17 protein-coding genes are annotated in these 15,659 nt (G+C 66.7%); 10 read left to right on the top strand and 7 right to left on the bottom strand.

Annotated elements, in window-relative coordinates:
- Nucleotides 1-11: 11 nt before the first annotated feature.
- From ACQY5G_RS04415 to ACQY5G_RS04385, 7 genes are all read left to right on the top strand, one after another.
- Nucleotides 12-650, top strand: coding sequence for an OmpA family protein (locus tag ACQY5G_RS04415; protein WP_428277377.1), 639 nt, complete (start codon nt 12-14; stop codon nt 648-650).
- Nucleotides 651-750: 100 nt separating this feature from the next.
- Nucleotides 751-1,836 carry a YgfZ/GcvT domain-containing protein gene (locus ACQY5G_RS04410; protein ID WP_428277375.1) on the top strand — a complete coding sequence of 362 codons (1,086 nt, stop codon included), beginning with the start codon at nt 751-753 and terminating at the stop codon, nt 1,834-1,836.
- Between the two features lie 55 nt (nt 1,837-1,891).
- Nucleotides 1,892-2,866, top strand: a complete 975-nt coding sequence (locus ACQY5G_RS04405) for an alpha-ketoacid dehydrogenase subunit beta (protein WP_428277373.1) — start codon at nt 1,892-1,894, stop codon at nt 2,864-2,866.
- A gap of 32 nt (nt 2,867-2,898) precedes the next feature.
- Nucleotides 2,899-4,386, top strand: a complete 1,488-nt coding sequence (locus ACQY5G_RS04400; RefSeq protein WP_428277371.1) for a dihydrolipoamide acetyltransferase family protein — start codon at nt 2,899-2,901, stop codon at nt 4,384-4,386.
- A gap of 78 nt (nt 4,387-4,464) precedes the next feature.
- Complete coding sequence (locus tag ACQY5G_RS04395) at nt 4,465-5,247, top strand: succinate dehydrogenase (RefSeq protein ID WP_420615308.1); 783 nt, start codon at nt 4,465-4,467, stop codon at nt 5,245-5,247.
- A gap of 26 nt (nt 5,248-5,273) precedes the next feature.
- On the top strand, nt 5,274-7,070 hold the full coding sequence (locus ACQY5G_RS04390) for a fumarate reductase/succinate dehydrogenase flavoprotein subunit (protein ID WP_428277369.1): 1,797 nt from the start codon (nt 5,274-5,276) through the stop codon (nt 7,068-7,070).
- Nucleotides 7,071-7,074: 4 nt separating this feature from the next.
- Entirely contained in the window at nt 7,075-7,815 is a 741-nt protein-coding gene (locus ACQY5G_RS04385) for a succinate dehydrogenase/fumarate reductase iron-sulfur subunit (protein WP_428277367.1), read from the top strand.
- Between the two features lie 33 nt (nt 7,816-7,848).
- Here the strand turns inward: ACQY5G_RS04385 and ACQY5G_RS04380 are convergent, their stop codons facing one another.
- From ACQY5G_RS04380 to ACQY5G_RS04350, 7 genes are all read right to left on the bottom strand, one after another.
- On the bottom strand, nt 7,849-8,310 hold the full coding sequence (locus ACQY5G_RS04380; RefSeq protein ID WP_428277365.1) for a type II toxin-antitoxin system VapC family toxin: 462 nt from the start codon (nt 8,308-8,310) through the stop codon (nt 7,849-7,851).
- On the bottom strand, nt 8,311-8,514 hold the full coding sequence (locus ACQY5G_RS04375; RefSeq protein ID WP_420615312.1) for an AbrB/MazE/SpoVT family DNA-binding domain-containing protein: 204 nt from the start codon (nt 8,512-8,514) through the stop codon (nt 8,311-8,313). It lies immediately after the preceding gene.
- Between the two features lie 89 nt (nt 8,515-8,603).
- Nucleotides 8,604-9,590, bottom strand: coding sequence for a calcium/sodium antiporter (locus ACQY5G_RS04370; protein WP_428277362.1), 987 nt, complete (start codon nt 9,588-9,590; stop codon nt 8,604-8,606).
- Nucleotides 9,591-9,680: 90 nt separating this feature from the next.
- Nucleotides 9,681-10,133, bottom strand: coding sequence for a bactofilin family protein (locus tag ACQY5G_RS04365; RefSeq protein WP_428277360.1), 453 nt, complete (start codon nt 10,131-10,133; stop codon nt 9,681-9,683).
- Nucleotides 10,134-10,145: 12 nt separating this feature from the next.
- The gene (locus ACQY5G_RS04360; protein ID WP_428277358.1) at nt 10,146-10,958 is read right to left on the bottom strand and encodes a M23 family metallopeptidase; all 813 of its coding nucleotides are present in this window, start codon (nt 10,956-10,958) and stop codon (nt 10,146-10,148) included.
- On the bottom strand, nt 10,955-11,851 hold the full coding sequence (locus ACQY5G_RS04355) for a ParB/RepB/Spo0J family partition protein (RefSeq protein ID WP_428277356.1): 897 nt from the start codon (nt 11,849-11,851) through the stop codon (nt 10,955-10,957). Before ACQY5G_RS04355 ends, ACQY5G_RS04360 begins: the two co-directional genes overlap by 4 nt.
- 2 nt (nt 11,852-11,853) lie before the next feature.
- Nucleotides 11,854-12,627 carry a ParA family protein gene (locus tag ACQY5G_RS04350; RefSeq protein WP_428278642.1) on the bottom strand — a complete coding sequence of 258 codons (774 nt, stop codon included), beginning with the start codon at nt 12,625-12,627 and terminating at the stop codon, nt 11,854-11,856.
- 379 nt (nt 12,628-13,006) lie between these two features.
- Here ACQY5G_RS04350 and pyrF point away from each other — a divergent pair, with 379 nt between their 5' ends.
- The 3 genes from pyrF (at nt 13,007) to ACQY5G_RS04335 (ending at nt 15,649) form a co-directional block, all read left to right on the top strand.
- On the top strand, nt 13,007-13,726 hold the full coding sequence (pyrF, locus tag ACQY5G_RS04345; protein ID WP_428278641.1) for an orotidine-5'-phosphate decarboxylase: 720 nt from the start codon (nt 13,007-13,009) through the stop codon (nt 13,724-13,726).
- A gap of 244 nt (nt 13,727-13,970) precedes the next feature.
- Nucleotides 13,971-14,741 carry a DNA-formamidopyrimidine glycosylase family protein gene (locus ACQY5G_RS04340; RefSeq protein WP_428277354.1) on the top strand — a complete coding sequence of 257 codons (771 nt, stop codon included), beginning with the start codon at nt 13,971-13,973 and terminating at the stop codon, nt 14,739-14,741.
- A gap of 83 nt (nt 14,742-14,824) precedes the next feature.
- Nucleotides 14,825-15,649 (top strand): DUF1207 domain-containing protein, encoded by an 825-nt coding sequence (locus ACQY5G_RS04335; protein WP_428277352.1) that lies wholly within the window; start codon nt 14,825-14,827, stop codon nt 15,647-15,649.
- The last annotated feature ends 10 nt before the right edge of the window (nt 15,650-15,659 follow it).

Below are 15,659 nucleotides of genomic sequence, written 5' to 3'. Positions count from 1 at the left end.
AGTAGGTCAGGATGCGCCAGAACAGGGTGTGGGTGCCGATGGTTGTGGTGGCTCTAGCGTTCCTGTCCACGGGCTGCATGCAGCTCGTGCGCCAGTGGGAACTCGATCGCGTCATGGAGCCCGTCAACGGGCAACTTGCCGATCACGAGGCCCGCATCGCCGCGAATACGGCTGCGGTGGAGGCGCTTCAGGGCGACATAGAGGAACTGCGGAGCCAGCTTGATCGTCTGCAGCAGGAGTTCGGAGGACACGTAAGCGACGACGACATGCACGGGGCGGGACTGGCGGTGGCCCTTCCGGTGCACTTCGACTTCAACAGTTCCGAGGTGCGTGCGGTCGACCGCCCGATTCTGGATGCGTTCGCGGCGGCGATCCAGGGGTCCTACCCGCAGGCTCGAGTCACCGTGGAAGGCTCTGCCGACTCCGCCGGATCCGAGGCGTACAACATGACGTTGTCCCGGGAGCGGGCGGAGAGCGTGAGGGACTATCTCGTGCAGACCGCGGGGATGAACGCCGATAACATCGGCATTGCCGCCATGGGTGAGTCGCGCCTCGTGAACCAGGACACCGGGGTCGAAGATCGCCAGAACGGGATCGAGAACCGACGCGCCACGTTCGTCGTCGAGTGGGCCGGATCAGGTTCGGATTAGCTGAGTTGCACTTGATGGCCAGGTTGGAGTCAGGCTCCCGGGTCTCGGCCCGGGAGCTTTTTTTTCCGCATCGCCCGATTCGGCGGGCCGCGTCGACCTGATGCCGGGCGATTCCGGGTCCGAGGGGTATCGTGCCGCCGTCCAGCGCGTCGGGCTGTTCCCGGACGTTCGGCGCCGCGTCGTCGCCGTGTCGGGTGCGGGGGCGCTACAGGTTGTGAACGGCCTCGCCTCGAACGATGTGAAGGACGTCCCGTCCGGGCGGGGCGTCTATTCCTTCCTCCTGGACCGCCGCGGCCGCGTCGTCGTCGATCTGCGGATTCTGCCCGTGGCGGGTTTCGAGCGCGACGCCGGAGACGCGGGAACGGAAGCGCTGTGGCTCGATACGCCGAGCGACGCCCTGCCACCTCTGATGAATCACCTTCGGAAGTACGTGCCGCCGATGCTTGCACGGCACCAGGTGACGGATGTCGCCGTGCATACGCTCATCGGACCGCGCGCGTCCGAGGCGCTTGGACGCTGGGAAGCGGCTGCGGGAGCCTTTCTGGCCCGGCGCCCCGACGAATTGGCCCCTCTCGAAGCGACGACCGTGCATGTCGGGGGCGCCGCGGCCCTTGCGGTTCGCCGGGAGGAAATCGAGGGAGCCGGGTTCGACGTGTATGTGGATCAGGCCGGCGAAGCCGTTGACGCGGAACGGCTCTCGAGACAGCTGGAGGATGCCGTGACGCGGGTCGGGGGGGCCGCCGCCGTCCGCGGAGACTGGGAGATCCTCCGGTTGGAGCAGGGACTGCCGGTGTTCGGGTCCGAGCTGGGCGCCGAGCGATTGGCCCAGGAGGCGGGCCAGGATGACCGGGCGATCAGCTTCGCCAAGGGGTGCTTCACCGGCCAGGAGGTCGTCGCCCGCATCCACTACCGCGGCCATGTGAACCGTCACCTGCGAGGGCTCCGCTGGGCCCCGGACGCTCTCCACCAGGCACGCGACCTCGTGGGAGCCACCCTTCGGGCGCCCTCCGGAACCGACCGCGCCAGGCCGGTCGGCCTCGTCACGTCCGCAGTTCGTTCTCCACGTTTCGGACCCATCGGCCTGGGCTACGTCAGGCGGGAGATTGCCCCCGGAGCCGTGCTGGAGTCGATGGACCACCCCGGCGTCGCGCTGCACGTGACGGACGTGCCCTTTACGCACGAGTAAAGGGCACGTCGCGAGACGTTGCTGATGCGGACGGCGCGCGGTTATTCTTCGCGCCGTGGCTACGTATCTTGAGGCGATTCGACAGGCGATCCGCGAGGAAATGCGGGCGGACGCCGATGTCTTTGTCATGGGCGAGGACATCGGCGCCTACGGCGGCGCCTTCAAGATTACGGAGGGGCTGCTCGCGGAATTCGGAGAAGATCGCGTCATTGACACTCCGATCAGCGAGGCGGGGATCGTGGGCGCGGCGATCGGGGCGGCGCAGATGGGCCTGAAGCCGGTGTGCGAGATGCAGTTCATCGACTTCATCGCGCCGGCGTTCAACGTGATCGTCAACTTCGCCGCCAAGGTCCGCTACCGGACGGGGGTGGGGGCCGGGCTTGTGATACGGGGACCCTGCGGCGCCGGCGTGCGGGCGGGGCCTTTTCACTCCCAGAACGTCGAGTCGTACTTCGCCAACGTGCCAGGCCTCAAGTTGGTGGCCCCGGCGACCGTGAGGGATGCGAAAGGCCTTCTGAAGGCTGCGATTCGGGATCCGGACCCGGTGCTCTTCTTCGAGCACAAGTACCTGTACCGAAGACTCCGTGACGAACTCGAGGAGGGCGAGGAGTTCCTGACTCCGCTGGGGAAGGCGCGAACGCACCGCCCGGGAACGGATCTGACGCTGGTCACGTATGGCGCCATGGTCCACACGGCGCAGGCGGCGGCGGAGCAGCTGGCGGAGGAGGATGGCGCGGAGATCGAGATCATCGACCTGAGGACGCTGCAACCGCTCGACAGCGCGGCGATACTCGAGAGTGTGAAGAAGACGGGGAGACTGCTCCTCCTCCACGAAGCGCCGCGGTTCGGCGGCTACGGCGGCGAGGTCGCCGCCGTAGTTTGCGAGCACGCGTTCGAGTGGCTCGACGCTCCGATCCGGCGGGTCGCGGCGCTCGACACGCCGGTGCCTTACGCGGCCGAGCTGGAGGACGCTCATCTACCCCAGGTGGCGGATGTCGTCTCGATGGCCCGCCTGCAACTGAGTTACTGAACCCACGCGGCTCTACGCCGGGGAAGAACGCCATGTCCAAAGTGGATGTCATCATGCCGCAGATGGGGGAGTCCATCGCGGAGGGGACGCTGACGCGCTGGCTCAAGAATGTCGGGGACGCGGTCGAGCGCGACGAAGACCTGTTCGAGATATCCACGGACAAGGTGGACGCGGACATTCCCTCGCCGGCGGCGGGGGTGCTGGCCGAGGTCCTCGTTCAGAGCGGGGAGACGGTCGAGGTCGACACGGTGGTCGCCCGCATCGAGACGGACGCCACGGCCGCGACAGCCGCGGCACTGTCGGCGCCCGCGGCGGAGCCGCCGTTGGACCCGCCGGCGGAGGCGCCCGCCGCAGAGCCCGTGACGTCGACCGCGGCGGCGGCAATCCCCGCAGCTCCGCCCGCGGACACCCTACCCACATCCCCGGGGCCGGGGGCCGCCGGTCCGCCCGCCAGTCGGGATGAGCGGCTACGGACACGGTCGACGCCGCTGGTGCGGAAGATCGCCGCGGAGCACGGCGTCGACATCCACCAGGTGCCCGGGACGGGGGCCTCCGGTCGCGTGACCCGGGATGACATTCTGGCGTTCATCTCGGCCGGAGGGCCGGAGGTGGCGCCCGCTCCGGCTGCCGCTCCCGCCCCCACAGCGGCACCCGCCGCAGTCCCGGCGCCGATTCCCGCCTCCGAAGTGAAGGCCTCGGAGCCGACGCTGCCCGAGACGTCGGCGCCGGAGCCGGCGGCGCCCGGTACGCTTCGGATCCCGATCCACGGGGCCACGCTGGATGTCCGGCTCGGTTCCGTGCCGATTCGCGAGCGCGACCGGGTCGAGGAGATGAGCAGAGTCCGCCTGCGGACGATGGAACACATGCTCATGTCCAAGCGCGTTTCCGCGCACGTGACGTCGGTCATCGAGGTGGACTTCGAACGGATCGTCCAACTTCGGCGCGCACTCAAGCCGCGTTTCGCCGATCAGGGTGTGAAGCTCACGTACGGCCCCTTCATCTATCGGGCCGTGATCGAGGCCCTGGGCGAATACCCGATCCTCAACTCGTCCGTGGACGGATCGCGAATCGTGTATCACGGCAACATCAATCTCGGGATCGCGGTGGCGATCAACGATGGCCGCGAACTCATCGTGCCCGTGCTCAGGGACGCGGACCAGCTCAGCCTGCTGGGACTCGCGCAGCGCTCCAACGAACTCGCGGAGAAGGCCCGCAACAAGGCGCTGGACTTCGACGACATCCAGGGGGGGACGTTCACGATCACGAATGTGGGGGTCTTCGGAAACCTGTTCGGGACCCCGATCATCAACCAGCCCCAGGTCGCCATCCTCGGAACGGGCGTGATCGAGAAGCGCCCGGTCGTCGTTCAGGACGGACTCGGCAATGACGTGATCGCGATCCGCAACCGGGCCTACTTCGGTCTTTCCTATGATCATCGAGTGGTCGATGGCGCCATGGCGGCGTTCTTCCTCAATCGGGTCCAGGAATACCTCGAAGGGTTCCCGGACGACTCCGCTTGACAGTCATCCTGACGGCCCGGTAGGCTGGCCGCGTCCTCCAAGGTCCCGCCCCACCCCACGAAGAGTCGACGAAAGACCATGGAAAGCTCGGTCGCGGTTCGAGATCGCGGTTTCGGCAAGACCCTCCGCAGCGATCGCTGGTGGTTGCCACCCCTGAGCGTGGCGCTGGGGCTCGGCCTCTTCGGGGGCTACGCCACCTGGGCGGTCCTTCAGGGCGGCAACTACTTCGCCGACCCGTACCTGTCTCCCCTGTACTCGCCGTGCATCGCCGCCAGTTGTCCCGAACAGATCCGCCTGTTCGGAATCGAGTGGTGGCCGTTCTCTCCGGCCATCCTGATGATGGGCGTGATCCTCGGGTTCCGGGGGACGTGCTACTACTACCGGAAGGCGTATTACCGCGCCTATTTCCTCGATCCTCCCGCCTGTGCGGTGGGCGAATTCCGCGGCGACAGGTATGTGGGCGAGACGCGGCTGCCGTGGGTCCTCCAGAACCTTCACCGCTACTTTCTGTACGCTTCGATCGTCATCTGGCTCTTCCTGACGTACGACACGATTCACGGATTCTTCTTCGAGGACGGCTTCGGCGTCGGGGTCGGATCCATCGTCCTTCTGATCAACCTCGTGCTGCTCTCGGGGTACTGGTTCGGCTGTCACTCGCTCCGGCATCTCATCGGCGGCAACGTCGATTGCTACTCGTGCACGCTCGGCGGCAAGGCTCGCCACAAGGCGTGGTTGGGCGTGAGCTGGTTCAACAAGCGACACATGAGTTGGGCCTGGTTCAGCCTCGTCTTCGTGTGCGCAACGGATCTGTACATCCGGCTGGTGGCGATGCGGGTGTTCGAGGATCCCCGACTCTTCTGAACTCACAGGGCACAGCGGACTTTTGCATGGAGATTCCAGAACGCCACGAGCATGACGTCCTCGTGATCGGAGCCGGAGGCGCCGGGCTCCGCGCGGCGATCGCGGCCATCGAAGCCGGCGCATCCGTGGGACTCGTCGGCAAGTCGCTGCTCGGCAAGGCGCACACGGTCATGGCCGAAGGCGGGATGGCCGCCGCGCTCGGCAACAACCGCCCCGAAGACAATTGGCAGGTCCATTTCCGCGACACCATGCGGGGCGGGAAAGGGCTGTGCGATTGGCGCATGGCCCGGGCGCACGCCAGGGAGTCACCGGATCGCGTGAGAGAACTCGAGGCCTGGGGCGCCCTCTTCGATCGGGCGGAGGACGGACGCATGAACCAGCGTCCGTTCGGGGGACACACCTACGGGAGGCTGGCACACGTCGGCGATCGGACGGGGCTGGAGATGATCCGGACCCTTCAGGATCATGCCGTGCACGAAGGGGCCGACGTCTTCATGGAGTGCACCGTGTTCCGGCTGCTCGTGGTGGATGGCCGCGTGGCCGGCGCCCTCGCGTACTGGCGTCCGACCGGCGAGTTCGTGCTCTTCCGCGCGCGGACGGTCGTCCTCGCCACGGGAGGGCTGGGGAAGGCCTGGAAGGTGACCTCCAATTCGTGGGAGTGCACAGGCGACGGTGTGGCGCTCGCCTACGACGCCGGGGCCGAACTCATGGGCATGGAGTTCGTTCAGTTCCACCCCACGGGCATGGTGTGGCCGCCCAGCGTGCGCGGCACGCTCGTCACGGAGGGAGTCCGGGGCGAGGGAGGCGTTCTCACGAACCGGGACGGCGAGCGCTTCATGTTCCGGTACGTCCCCGAGATGTTCGAGGGGGACTACGCGGAGAGCGAGGAGGAAGCGGACCGGTGGGTGGAAGGCGACCGCGTGGCAAACCGCCGGCCGCCCGAACTGCTCACCCGGGACGTCGTGGCGAAGGCGATCGTCGCGGAGGTCGAGGCCGGACGCGGGAGTCCGCACGGCGGCGTCTTCCTCAATATATCGGAGAAGCGGAGTCCCGAGTACATCAAGACCAAGCTCCCGAGCATGTATCACCAGTTCAAGGAGCTTGCGGGCGTCGACATCACGACCGATGCGATGGAGGTCGGGCCGACGACGCACTACGCGATGGGTGGAGTGAAGGTACACCCCGAGACGGCCGCGACCCGCGTTCCCGGGCTGTACGCGGCGGGTGAGGTGGCCGCGGGCCTGCACGGCGGCAATCGTCTCGGCGGGAATTCCCTCTCGGATCTCATCGTGTTCGGTCAGCGCGCCGGCGCCGCGGCCGCGGAAGAGGCGAGAGACGTATCCCTCACCGAAATCCCGGCAGCCGAACTGTCCGCGGCCGTCGCGGGCGCGATGGCTCCCTTCGCGCGCGAGAGGGGGCGCAATCCCTTCGGCCTGCAGGAGGAACTGCAGCAGATCATGCAGGACAAGGTCGGAATCGCCCGCACCGAGGAGGCGCTGAGCGAGGCCCTCGAAGATGTCCACCGACTGCGCGGGGCGCTCGACAGCTGCTCGGTCGACGGCGGGCGAGCCTTCAACCCGGGTTGGCACACCTGGCTCGATCTCCGCGTCATGCTCACCGTGGCCGAGGCGGTCGTCCTCTCCGCCCTCGAGCGCCGGGAGAGCCGCGGCGCGCATACCCGGATCGATTATCCGGACGCCGACGCCTCGCTCGGGCGGGTCAATCTTGTCATCCGATCGTCCGACGGACGGATGGTGACGGACGCCGAACCGGTATCGGAGCCGCCGGCGGAACTGAGGCAGCTCATCGAGGAAGGGGTGTAGCGAGGTGGCGGAACGAACTTTCCAGGTCTACCGCGGGTCCGACGACGAGGGACGGCTCGAATCCTACACCGTGGAGACCGACCAGGGCATGGTCGTGCTGGACGCGATCCACCGTATCCAGGCGGAACACGCGCCGGATCTCGCGGTGCGCTGGAACTGCAAGGCGGGCAAGTGCGGATCCTGCAGCTGCGAGGTCAACGGGCGACCTCGCCTGACGTGCATGACCCGGCTCTCCGACTACGAGGAGGACGAACCGATCACGGTCACGCCGATGAAGGCCTTTCCCGTCATCAAGGACCTCGTCACCGACGTCTCCCAGGCGTACCGGAACAACGCCTCCATCCCGCGTTTCAGGCCCCGCCCCCGCGATGCGGACGACGGCTGGCGCATGCAGCAGTTCGAGATCGACCGGGCGCAGGAGATGAGGAAGTGCATCGAGTGTTTCCTCTGCCAGGACGTCTGCCACGTCCTCCGGTCGCACAGGAAGCACGAGGAGTTCATCGGCCCCACCTACCTCGTGAGAACGGCCGGATACAGCCTCAATCCGATCGATGTGGAGGACCGGAGCGAGTTCCTCCGGGACGCGGGAGGGATCGGCTACTGCAACATCACGAAGTGCTGCACGGAAGTGTGCCCCGAGCACATCACGATCACGGACAACGCGATCATCCCCCTCAAGGAGCGGGTCGTCGACCGCTTCTACGACCCGCTGAAGGCGCTCGTGAGACTCGTGCGGAGACGCTAACGGTGAAACGCGGCGCCGGCGCCCGGAGCGGGCTCATCCGAAGTCTTCGACGTTCAACACGTGCATGTCGGCTATCCGCCGAAGTCCCGAGCCTGCTGTAAGATACACCTCGGCGCCCGAAACGAGGGCCGTTGCAATCTGCAGGGCCCGCTCCGGCCGACCTCCAAGCTGCGCCCGTACCTCGGCGGCCTGAATGGCGATCTCGGGGCCGGCCGACACGATGTCCAGCCGAGGGTAGAGGCGCATGTTCCGCGCCACATCGCGCGCCGACGCCGGCTTTCCCTGCCGATACACCTCGGCGAGGATCTGGTACAGAGTCAGACTCGACGTCTGGGCCCTGATGCCGCCGCTCGCAATCCCCGAGAAAACGATATCGGTCTGTCTCGTCGGGCCCCTGCCGATCAGGTGAAGAGCGAACACGCGCGCGTCGACGTGAACGAGTTCGGCCCCGGTCAGGCGTTCCTCGAGACCGCCGGGGTTCGCCGCGTCCGCCAATCAGACGTCCTCGAGTTCGGGCCAGAGATCGCCGGCGTCGACCACATCCCGAAGCAGGCCCCGCAGACGATCGTCATCGTCCGGCGGCAGCTTTTCCATTCGCACGGTTTCGCCGTCGACTGACACCGCGAGCCGGTCCCCGGGTGCAAGGCCGAGCGCCTCCCGCGCGGCTTTTGGGACCACGATCTGGTTCTTGCTGCTCATCTTTACCGAAACGACCATACGTCGAACCCTAACCCTTTACCGTGTCGCTTGGCAACGGAACAGCCAAGTCGGGATGGGGGACGGTCGGGTCAGTTGAACAACCAGACGAGCACGATGTAGGCGAGATAGAGGAGCAGGAGCAGGCCGCCCTCCCACCTGTGCACCGTTCCCCGGTGCAGCGCGAGGGGGATGAGGATCACGGAGAAGGCCAGGGCCGGGAGCACATAGCCGACGACGATGGTTGGATGGAGAACGAGCGGACGAACGAGCGCGGCGGTCCCGAGCACGAGGCCCAGATTGAACACGTTCGAGCCGATCACGTTGCCGATCGCGATGTCTCCCATGCGCCGGAAGGCGGCCACCAGCGTGGAAGCCAGTTCCGGAAGCGAGGTCCCCACCGCGATCATGGTGGCGGCGATCACCGCTTCCGGGACGGCCAGCGACCTGGCGATCCCCTCCGCGCCCTCCAGCAGCCACTTCGCCCCGTACGTCAGGCAGGGGAGACCGAGACCGATCCGTACGAGCGACCACCAGACTCCCGGCGCTGCCGGGTCGGTCTCCTCGGAGTCGCCCCCGGCACCCGGCCCATGCGCGTCCGCAGCGGGGGGCCGGTCCGTCTTCCCGAACAGCCCCACTCGTTCCCACTTCAGGAGGAAGAAGAGGTAGAGCGCCCAGCCGGCTACGAGCACGAATCCGTCCAGGCGGCCGACGGCGTCGTTGAGCGACAGCACCATCACCAGCGAGAGCACGATGATGACGAGGGGCGTTTCGCGCACGATGACCCGGCGGTGGACCTGGATCGGCCGGATGAGGGCGCCGACGCCCACGATCAGGCCTACGTTCGCGGCCGTGGAACCCATGACGTTGCCGACGGCTACGTCCGGTTGACCCTCCAGGGACGCTAGCGCGCTCACGACCAGTTCCGGGGCCGAAGTGCCGAAAGCGACGACCGTCAGGCCGACGACGAGCGGGCTGACGCCGAATCGCTGCGCCAGGCCGGCGGCGCCGCGAACGAGCCAATCCGCGCCGAGCGTCAGGGGCACAAACGCGAAGGCGAAGAGGAGGGTGTCCCTCATCCGCGGTTACGGGATTCCGTCAAACGGATCGCCCGCCCCGGCACGGTGCGACCGCTGCGGTCGGGGGACCGGGCGGGCGAAAACCTCGCTTCAGCTGCGCCCGGCCGCGCGCTGAGGCTTCTGCGGCTGGATCGACGGGGACGCACCCTTGTGCGGTGCGCCGGTCGGCTTTTCGTCCGCGGCCTTTGCCGTCATGTGGAGGCGACCCTCAATCTGGCCACCCTCCTCGAGTTTCACTCGTCGGCTCCGAATATCGCCCTCGATCTTGCAGGTTTCCTGCAACTCCACGCGGCTGGCTCCCGACACAGTCCCTATGACGGTACCGGCCACTACGACATCCTGCGTCTCGATATCGCCGGTAATACGACCGCCCTTGCCGACGACGACCGATTTCGTTGCCTTGATCGAGCCTTCGATCTTGCCTTCGACCCGGACCGTACCATCGCACGTCACGTCCCCGAGGATCGTCATTCCGGGCGCGACGACCGAGACGACGTCGCTCAGCTCGCGGGTGGGTCCGCCATGTCGAGAATCTCTAGCCATTTGCTCCTATCCTTACTCCGGTTGTCTCTCCGCCGGGGCCCCGGTGTTGTCCCGACCGCTGAGGTCCGCCACCAGCGAGAGGGGGTCCAATAGTGCGCCGTTCCGGGCGAGCTCCAAGTGCAGATGGGGAGCCGAGGATCTTCCCGTGTTCCCCGTGAGGGCGATGACCTCGAGCCGCTCCACCGCGTCGCCGGCCGCGGCGAACAGCCAGGCGTTGTGGCCATACAATGACGTTAGCCCATCGGCGTGCGCAATCCGCAGGAATTTTCCGTAGATCGGGTCTTCCCCCGCCTCCTCGACCCGTCCCGCCTGGATCGCCCGGACGTACGACCCCGTCGGTACCGCGATGTCCAACCCGGTATGCCCGTCGCGCGAATAGTCCGGCCGTGAGCCGAAGTGACGGGTGACGAAGCCACGCTGCGTGAGGGGCCAGGCCAGGGTCGCCGTCTCTGCCGAGGTGCCCGACCTGACGTCCATGCCTCCCCTGGGGGCGACGTTCACCGGCGGGGACTCGGCCGGCCGTCCGGCGGTCACCGCATCCTGCAGAAGACCGAACTCCTGCTCGAGTTCGTTCAGACGGCCCGCCAACTGGCTCATCCGTTCGCGCTCGCTCTCGAGCGTCGCGACCTCCGCTTCCAGTTCGAGTATGCGACTGGACTCCACCCGGGAAGCCGTCAGGAAGCCCCCCAGAAACCCGAGGCCGAACAGGCCGACGATCGTGCCCGCCACCGAGAGAAGCAGCCGCGCACGACCGAGCGGCAGGGATCGTACGCGCCGGCCGTCCCGTCGAACCAACTGCAGCGTCCATTGCCGGAGGACCGTCATTCGCGAAGCTCCGCCGCGAGTTCGTCACCACCCATCAAGGACACGAGCCGCAGAAAATCATCCGTGTCGTGGAAACGCACGACGACCTCGCCCGCTCCATCCGACCGCGTCCGGATCCGCACCTGCGTCCCGAACCCTCGCTCAAGCCCCAGTTCGGCCCGTCTCACAAAGGGGTCGCCCGACGCTGTCGGCTTTCTCTGCCCTGTCTTCCGCCCCCGGCGTTGCGCCGGGCGGCCCCGGCGGACACGACGTTCCGTCTCCCGCACGGACCACCCCTCCTCCACCGCTTCCAGCGCGAAACGGGTCTGCGCTTCAGATGTGGACAACGTCAGGAGGGCGCGGCCGTGACCCGCCGACAGTTTCCCTTTCGCGAGCAGACCCAGCACCGCCTCCGGCAGGGCAAGCAGCCGAAGGGCGTTCGCCACGGTTGACCTGTCCCGCCCCACATGCCGCCCCACTTCTTCCTGCGTCAGATCGAAGTCCTCCATCAGTCGACGATACCCTCGAGCTTCTTCAAGTGCTGACAGGTCATGGCGTTGGAGATTTTCGACGAGGGCCACGACCAGCATCTGTTCGTCGTCCAGCTCCCGCACCAGGGCTGGAACCGATGTCCATCCGAGACTCTGAATCGCCCGGAATCGTCGCTCGCCCACGACGATCTCGAACGCCTCCCCTACAGGTCTGACAACGACAGGTTGCAGCAGACCGTTCTCGCGGATGGAGGCCGCGAGTTCCGCGAGGCGGTCCGGATCGAAGTCGCCACGAGGCTGAAACGGGTTCGCCTGGATGGCTTCGACCGGAATCTCCGCTTCCGCCGAGACGCCTTCCGTTCCGAGGTTTTCGCTCAGCAGGGCCCCAAGCCCCTTCCCGAGACGGCGGTCGCTCCGGGGCAAGCCTACGAACTCCTGTGCCGATCGATCAGTTCCCGGGCCAGGCTCAGGTATCCGCGGGCTCCGCTCGACAGGACGTCGTACAGCGCGATCGGTTCTCCGAAACTCGGGGCCTCGGCGAGCCGGATGTTCCTCGGGATCATGGTGTCGAAGACCTTGCCTCCGAAGTACTCACGCGCCTCGGCGGCCACCTGTTTGGCCAGGTTGAGGCGCGAATCGTACATCGTCAGCAGCACCCCCTCGATCTCGAGTTCGGGGTTGATGCTGCGTTGTACCAGCCGCACGGTGTTCAGGAGCTGGCTCAGCCCTTCCAACGCATAGAACTCACACTGGATCGGGATGAGCACGGCGTCCGCGGCGGCCAGTGCGTTCAGCGTGAGGAGGCCGAGGGACGGCGGTGAGTCGATCAGGATGTACTCGAAGTCATCCTCCAGCGCCTCGATCTTCCGGCCGAGGATGCGCTGGCGATCCGACCGATCGATCAGCTCCACCTCGGCACCGGTCAGGTCCCGGCTCGCGGACACCACGGACAGACATGGGAAGTGGACTTCCGGCCGCACGGCGGCCTCAAGCGGTTGTCCGTTTACGAGGCAGTCGTAGACGCTGGGGACGCCTCCATCCTTGCGTAGTCCGAACCCGGATGTCGCATTGCCCTGCGGGTCGCAATCGATGACGAGGGTGTTGCGCTCCGCGATCGCCAGCGAGGCACCGAGGTTGATCGCCGTGGTGGTCTTTCCCACCCCGCCCTTCTGATTTGCAATCGCGATCACCCGGCCCAAATCGATCCGCCCCTCGCTGTACCGACACGCACTGTAAGCGTATACCTCGTAACGAACTAATGTCATGACGCCGGAGCGCGACAAATGGGGTCTTCGCGCTGCCGAACGTCCTCTCCCGCGAGGCGGTCCAATATACGCGGCTCTCGGGAGCCGGGCGAACCTGGTGTAGTGCCGCAGAAGACCGGTGGACCCTTGTTTCACGTGAAACGTGCGATGGAGGTCGTGACGGGCCAATCGGGCTCCCGGCGAAGGAACAAGATGTTTCACGTGAAACCATCGCTCGCGGTCGACGCCCCTTGCAGGCAGGTACGCCGGGAAAGAACTTCGTCCTCCACTCGCCGCATTTCAGCACCGATCCACCCTGTTTCGGGAGGCCGATATCGCCGCAACGATCCCCGCGACCGACCGACTGATCCTCGCGCTGGACGTCCCGACCGCTTCAGAGGCGCGAGAGCTCGTCGACTCGCTGGCCGATACCGTTTCCTTCTACAAGATCGGCCTGGAGCTTTTTCTTTCCGGAGGGTACTTCGAGCTGGCCGACTGGCTTCGCTCCAGGGACAAGAAGGTTTTTGCCGACCTCAAGCTCTTCGATGTTCCACAGACCGTCCGCTCCGCCGTCCGACAACTCCGGACCCGGGACGTGGATTTCGTCACGGTACACGGGAACGACGCGATCCTCCGCGCGGCCTGCGACGCCGCTGCGGGCGATCTCGGAATCCTCGCGGTGACCGTTCTGACGAGTCTCGACCAGGCCGACATGGAGGACCTGGGCTTTGAGGCCGACGTCGGGGCTGTCGTCCTGTCGCGAGCCCGTCGGGCGGAGAGTATCGGGTGCGCCGGCGTCATCAGTTCCGGTCACGAGGCCGCCCGAATTCGCTCCGCGGTGTCTCAACGGTTTCGCATTGTCGTCCCCGGCATCCGCGCGGCGACGCAGGCCGGGACCGACGACCAGAAACGGACCGTCGATGTCGAGACCGCGTTCGAGGCCGGCGCCGACTACGTCGTCATGGGACGCCCTGTCCGAAGCGCTCCGGATCCCGCACGGGCGGCCGCCGCCGTTCAGGAGAGAATATCCGCCTGGTTTAGTCAGGCCGGCTAAGCAACACCCAGACCAGAGTGCCATAACACATTGCAGTGCATAGTGTTACGGTCATTCACGGTACGCTGGCCTCTCGTAATCTCGCTTCGGCTTGATGCGGCGTTGAGACCCGGTGGCGATTCTCATCTCGCCACCTCCCATGAAGCACGGGGCACATTTCCTTCGTACGGGTGTACGTCCACCTGCACCCAGTCTTGCCCACCGGAGCCGTGATGCAATGATAGAGCTTCCCGATGTTGAGCGGATGATCGAGCGCATTGCCGGTTACACGACCGGCAAAACGATCTCCATCATCCGGATCGACGACCCGGATGTCGCGTCAATCGAGCGCGACATCGTCGAGAATCACCTTGAGAACCACGCCGTGGATTCCGTTGAACGCCACGGTCGCTACGTCGTCCTCCGCTTCCGTTCCGACTACAGCCTCATGTTCGACATGGGCGATGACGGTCTCCTGCGCCTCGAATCCCAGACCGCGCCTCCGACCGACCGGACGCGGATCCGGTTCCAGTTCGCGGCCGGCAGAGAACTCCGCTTCTCGTCGTCCGGCTCGCAGGGAACGGTCCAGGCCGTCGCCGGAAGCGAGTTCAACGAGAAGGGATCGCTCCAGAGTCTGGGGGTCGACCCGCTGAGCGACGACCTGACGCTGGCGCGCTTCGAAGCGCTTGCGGAGGGGAATGCCCGCTCCTCCATCAAGGGTCTTCTCCTGAACCAGAAGGCGATTGCGGGGATCGGCAACGACTATGCGGACGAAATCTGCTTCCAGGCCGGCGTACGCCCCGACCGGCGCGTCGGCCAACTGGAGCCCGAGCAGCTCGATCGGCTTCACCGTTACCTGAAGCGCGTCTTGAGGCGAGCCACGCTTCACTGGAGCGCCGCGCATTCCGATCCGGGGTGGCTGATCAACTCACGCTCGGCGGGCGGCCCCTGTCCGCGGTGCCGACATGCGTTGACATCGCTCCGCGTGACCGGCCGGAAGACCGTCCTCTGCACGAGGTGTCAGGCGGCCGCCTGAAGCTCCAGCGCGTCTCGGCCGGCGGTCCGGCCAGCCACGGCCAGCCAGGCCGCTTCCGGGCCGCACGTTCCTGGGCTGTCGACGTGCGCGATCTCGTGGTCTGCCTCGTCATGGCGGCACCCGTCGTTGCGGCAGGTCCGCTTGCCGCCCAGGCGAGGAGCAGCCCCGAACCCGGAATTCGGGACCCGAACGGCCATCCCTTCCGCACGCCCTCGGGCTCTCCCCTCGAGCCCGTACATCGTCTTGCGCTGCTGAGCGCGACGCGCGACTCCCTCCGTGACGGCATTGCCCTCGCGGACATCGGCGACCGGCTCGGGTTCTGGATCCGGCGCGACCCGGACGGGGAGGTGGAATTCGCAGGAGCGATTCACGGAGGGGCGTTCTCCCGCTTCGACCTCGGAGGTCCGGATCAGGCCCTCATCGAAGTACACTACCGGATCGGCGTTCTCCTCCGCGCGCGTTTCGGCAAGGTCGCGGCTCGGGCGGAACTCTATCACGTGAGTTCGCATCTCGGGGACGAATTTCTCCTGGACACCGGCGCCCGTCCCATCAGCACGAGCCGCGAGGGGATGGAACTCATGCTCCAGGGATCTCCGGCGTCGGGTCTCACCGTCTACGGAGGCCCGGGCGTGCTGCTCCGCGCCACCCCGGACTTCGAGCCCATCTCGCTGCGGGCGGGCGCCGCCTGGGAGTCGGCGCCGGGAGCGCGCGCGCGATTCCATGCTTCGGTCGACTACTTCGGCTGGGCGGAACTCGAGTGGAAGCCTGCCGTTGCGGCGGAACTCGGGGCTGCCCTGGCTCAGGGGACCCGGGTTGGATTGCTCCTGGGCTTCGGTCCTTCCCGCGCGGAGCAGTTCTTCCAGCAGTCCGAGCGCCTGGTCGGGGTTTCCGTCTCCCACGTGCGGTGACGAGGCGGCG

This window comes from Candidatus Palauibacter sp. (assembly GCF_965261555.1).
GTDB lineage: Bacteria > Gemmatimonadota > Gemmatimonadetes > Palauibacterales > Palauibacteraceae > Palauibacter.
The sequence above is the reverse complement of the archived record's forward strand: the minus strand, read 5'-3'. Positions and strand labels throughout refer to the sequence as shown.

Bases quoted from the DNA above. Each gene is read 5' to 3' on its own strand.
- ACQY5G_RS04415 (WP_428277377.1), top strand. From the start codon at position 12: ATGCGCCAGAACAGGGTGTGGGTGCCGATGGTTGTGGTGGCTCTAGCG.
- ACQY5G_RS04410 (WP_428277375.1), top strand. From the start codon at position 751: ATGCCGGGCGATTCCGGGTCCGAGGGGTATCGTGCCGCCGTCCAGCGC.
- ACQY5G_RS04400 (WP_428277371.1), top strand. From the start codon at position 2,899: ATGTCCAAAGTGGATGTCATCATGCCGCAGATGGGGGAGTCCATCGCG.
- ACQY5G_RS04395 (WP_420615308.1), top strand. From the start codon at position 4,465: ATGGAAAGCTCGGTCGCGGTTCGAGATCGCGGTTTCGGCAAGACCCTC.
- ACQY5G_RS04390 (WP_428277369.1), top strand. From the start codon at position 5,274: ATGGAGATTCCAGAACGCCACGAGCATGACGTCCTCGTGATCGGAGCC.
- ACQY5G_RS04375 (WP_420615312.1), bottom strand. From the start codon at position 8,514: ATGAGCAGCAAGAACCAGATCGTGGTCCCAAAAGCCGCGCGGGAGGCG.
- ACQY5G_RS04370 (WP_428277362.1), bottom strand. From the start codon at position 9,590: ATGAGGGACACCCTCCTCTTCGCCTTCGCGTTTGTGCCCCTGACGCTC.
- ACQY5G_RS04365 (WP_428277360.1), bottom strand. From the start codon at position 10,133: ATGGCTAGAGATTCTCGACATGGCGGACCCACCCGCGAGCTGAGCGAC.
- ACQY5G_RS04360 (WP_428277358.1), bottom strand. From the start codon at position 10,958: ATGACGGTCCTCCGGCAATGGACGCTGCAGTTGGTTCGACGGGACGGC.
- ACQY5G_RS04340 (WP_428277354.1), top strand. From the start codon at position 13,971: ATGATCGAGCGCATTGCCGGTTACACGACCGGCAAAACGATCTCCATC.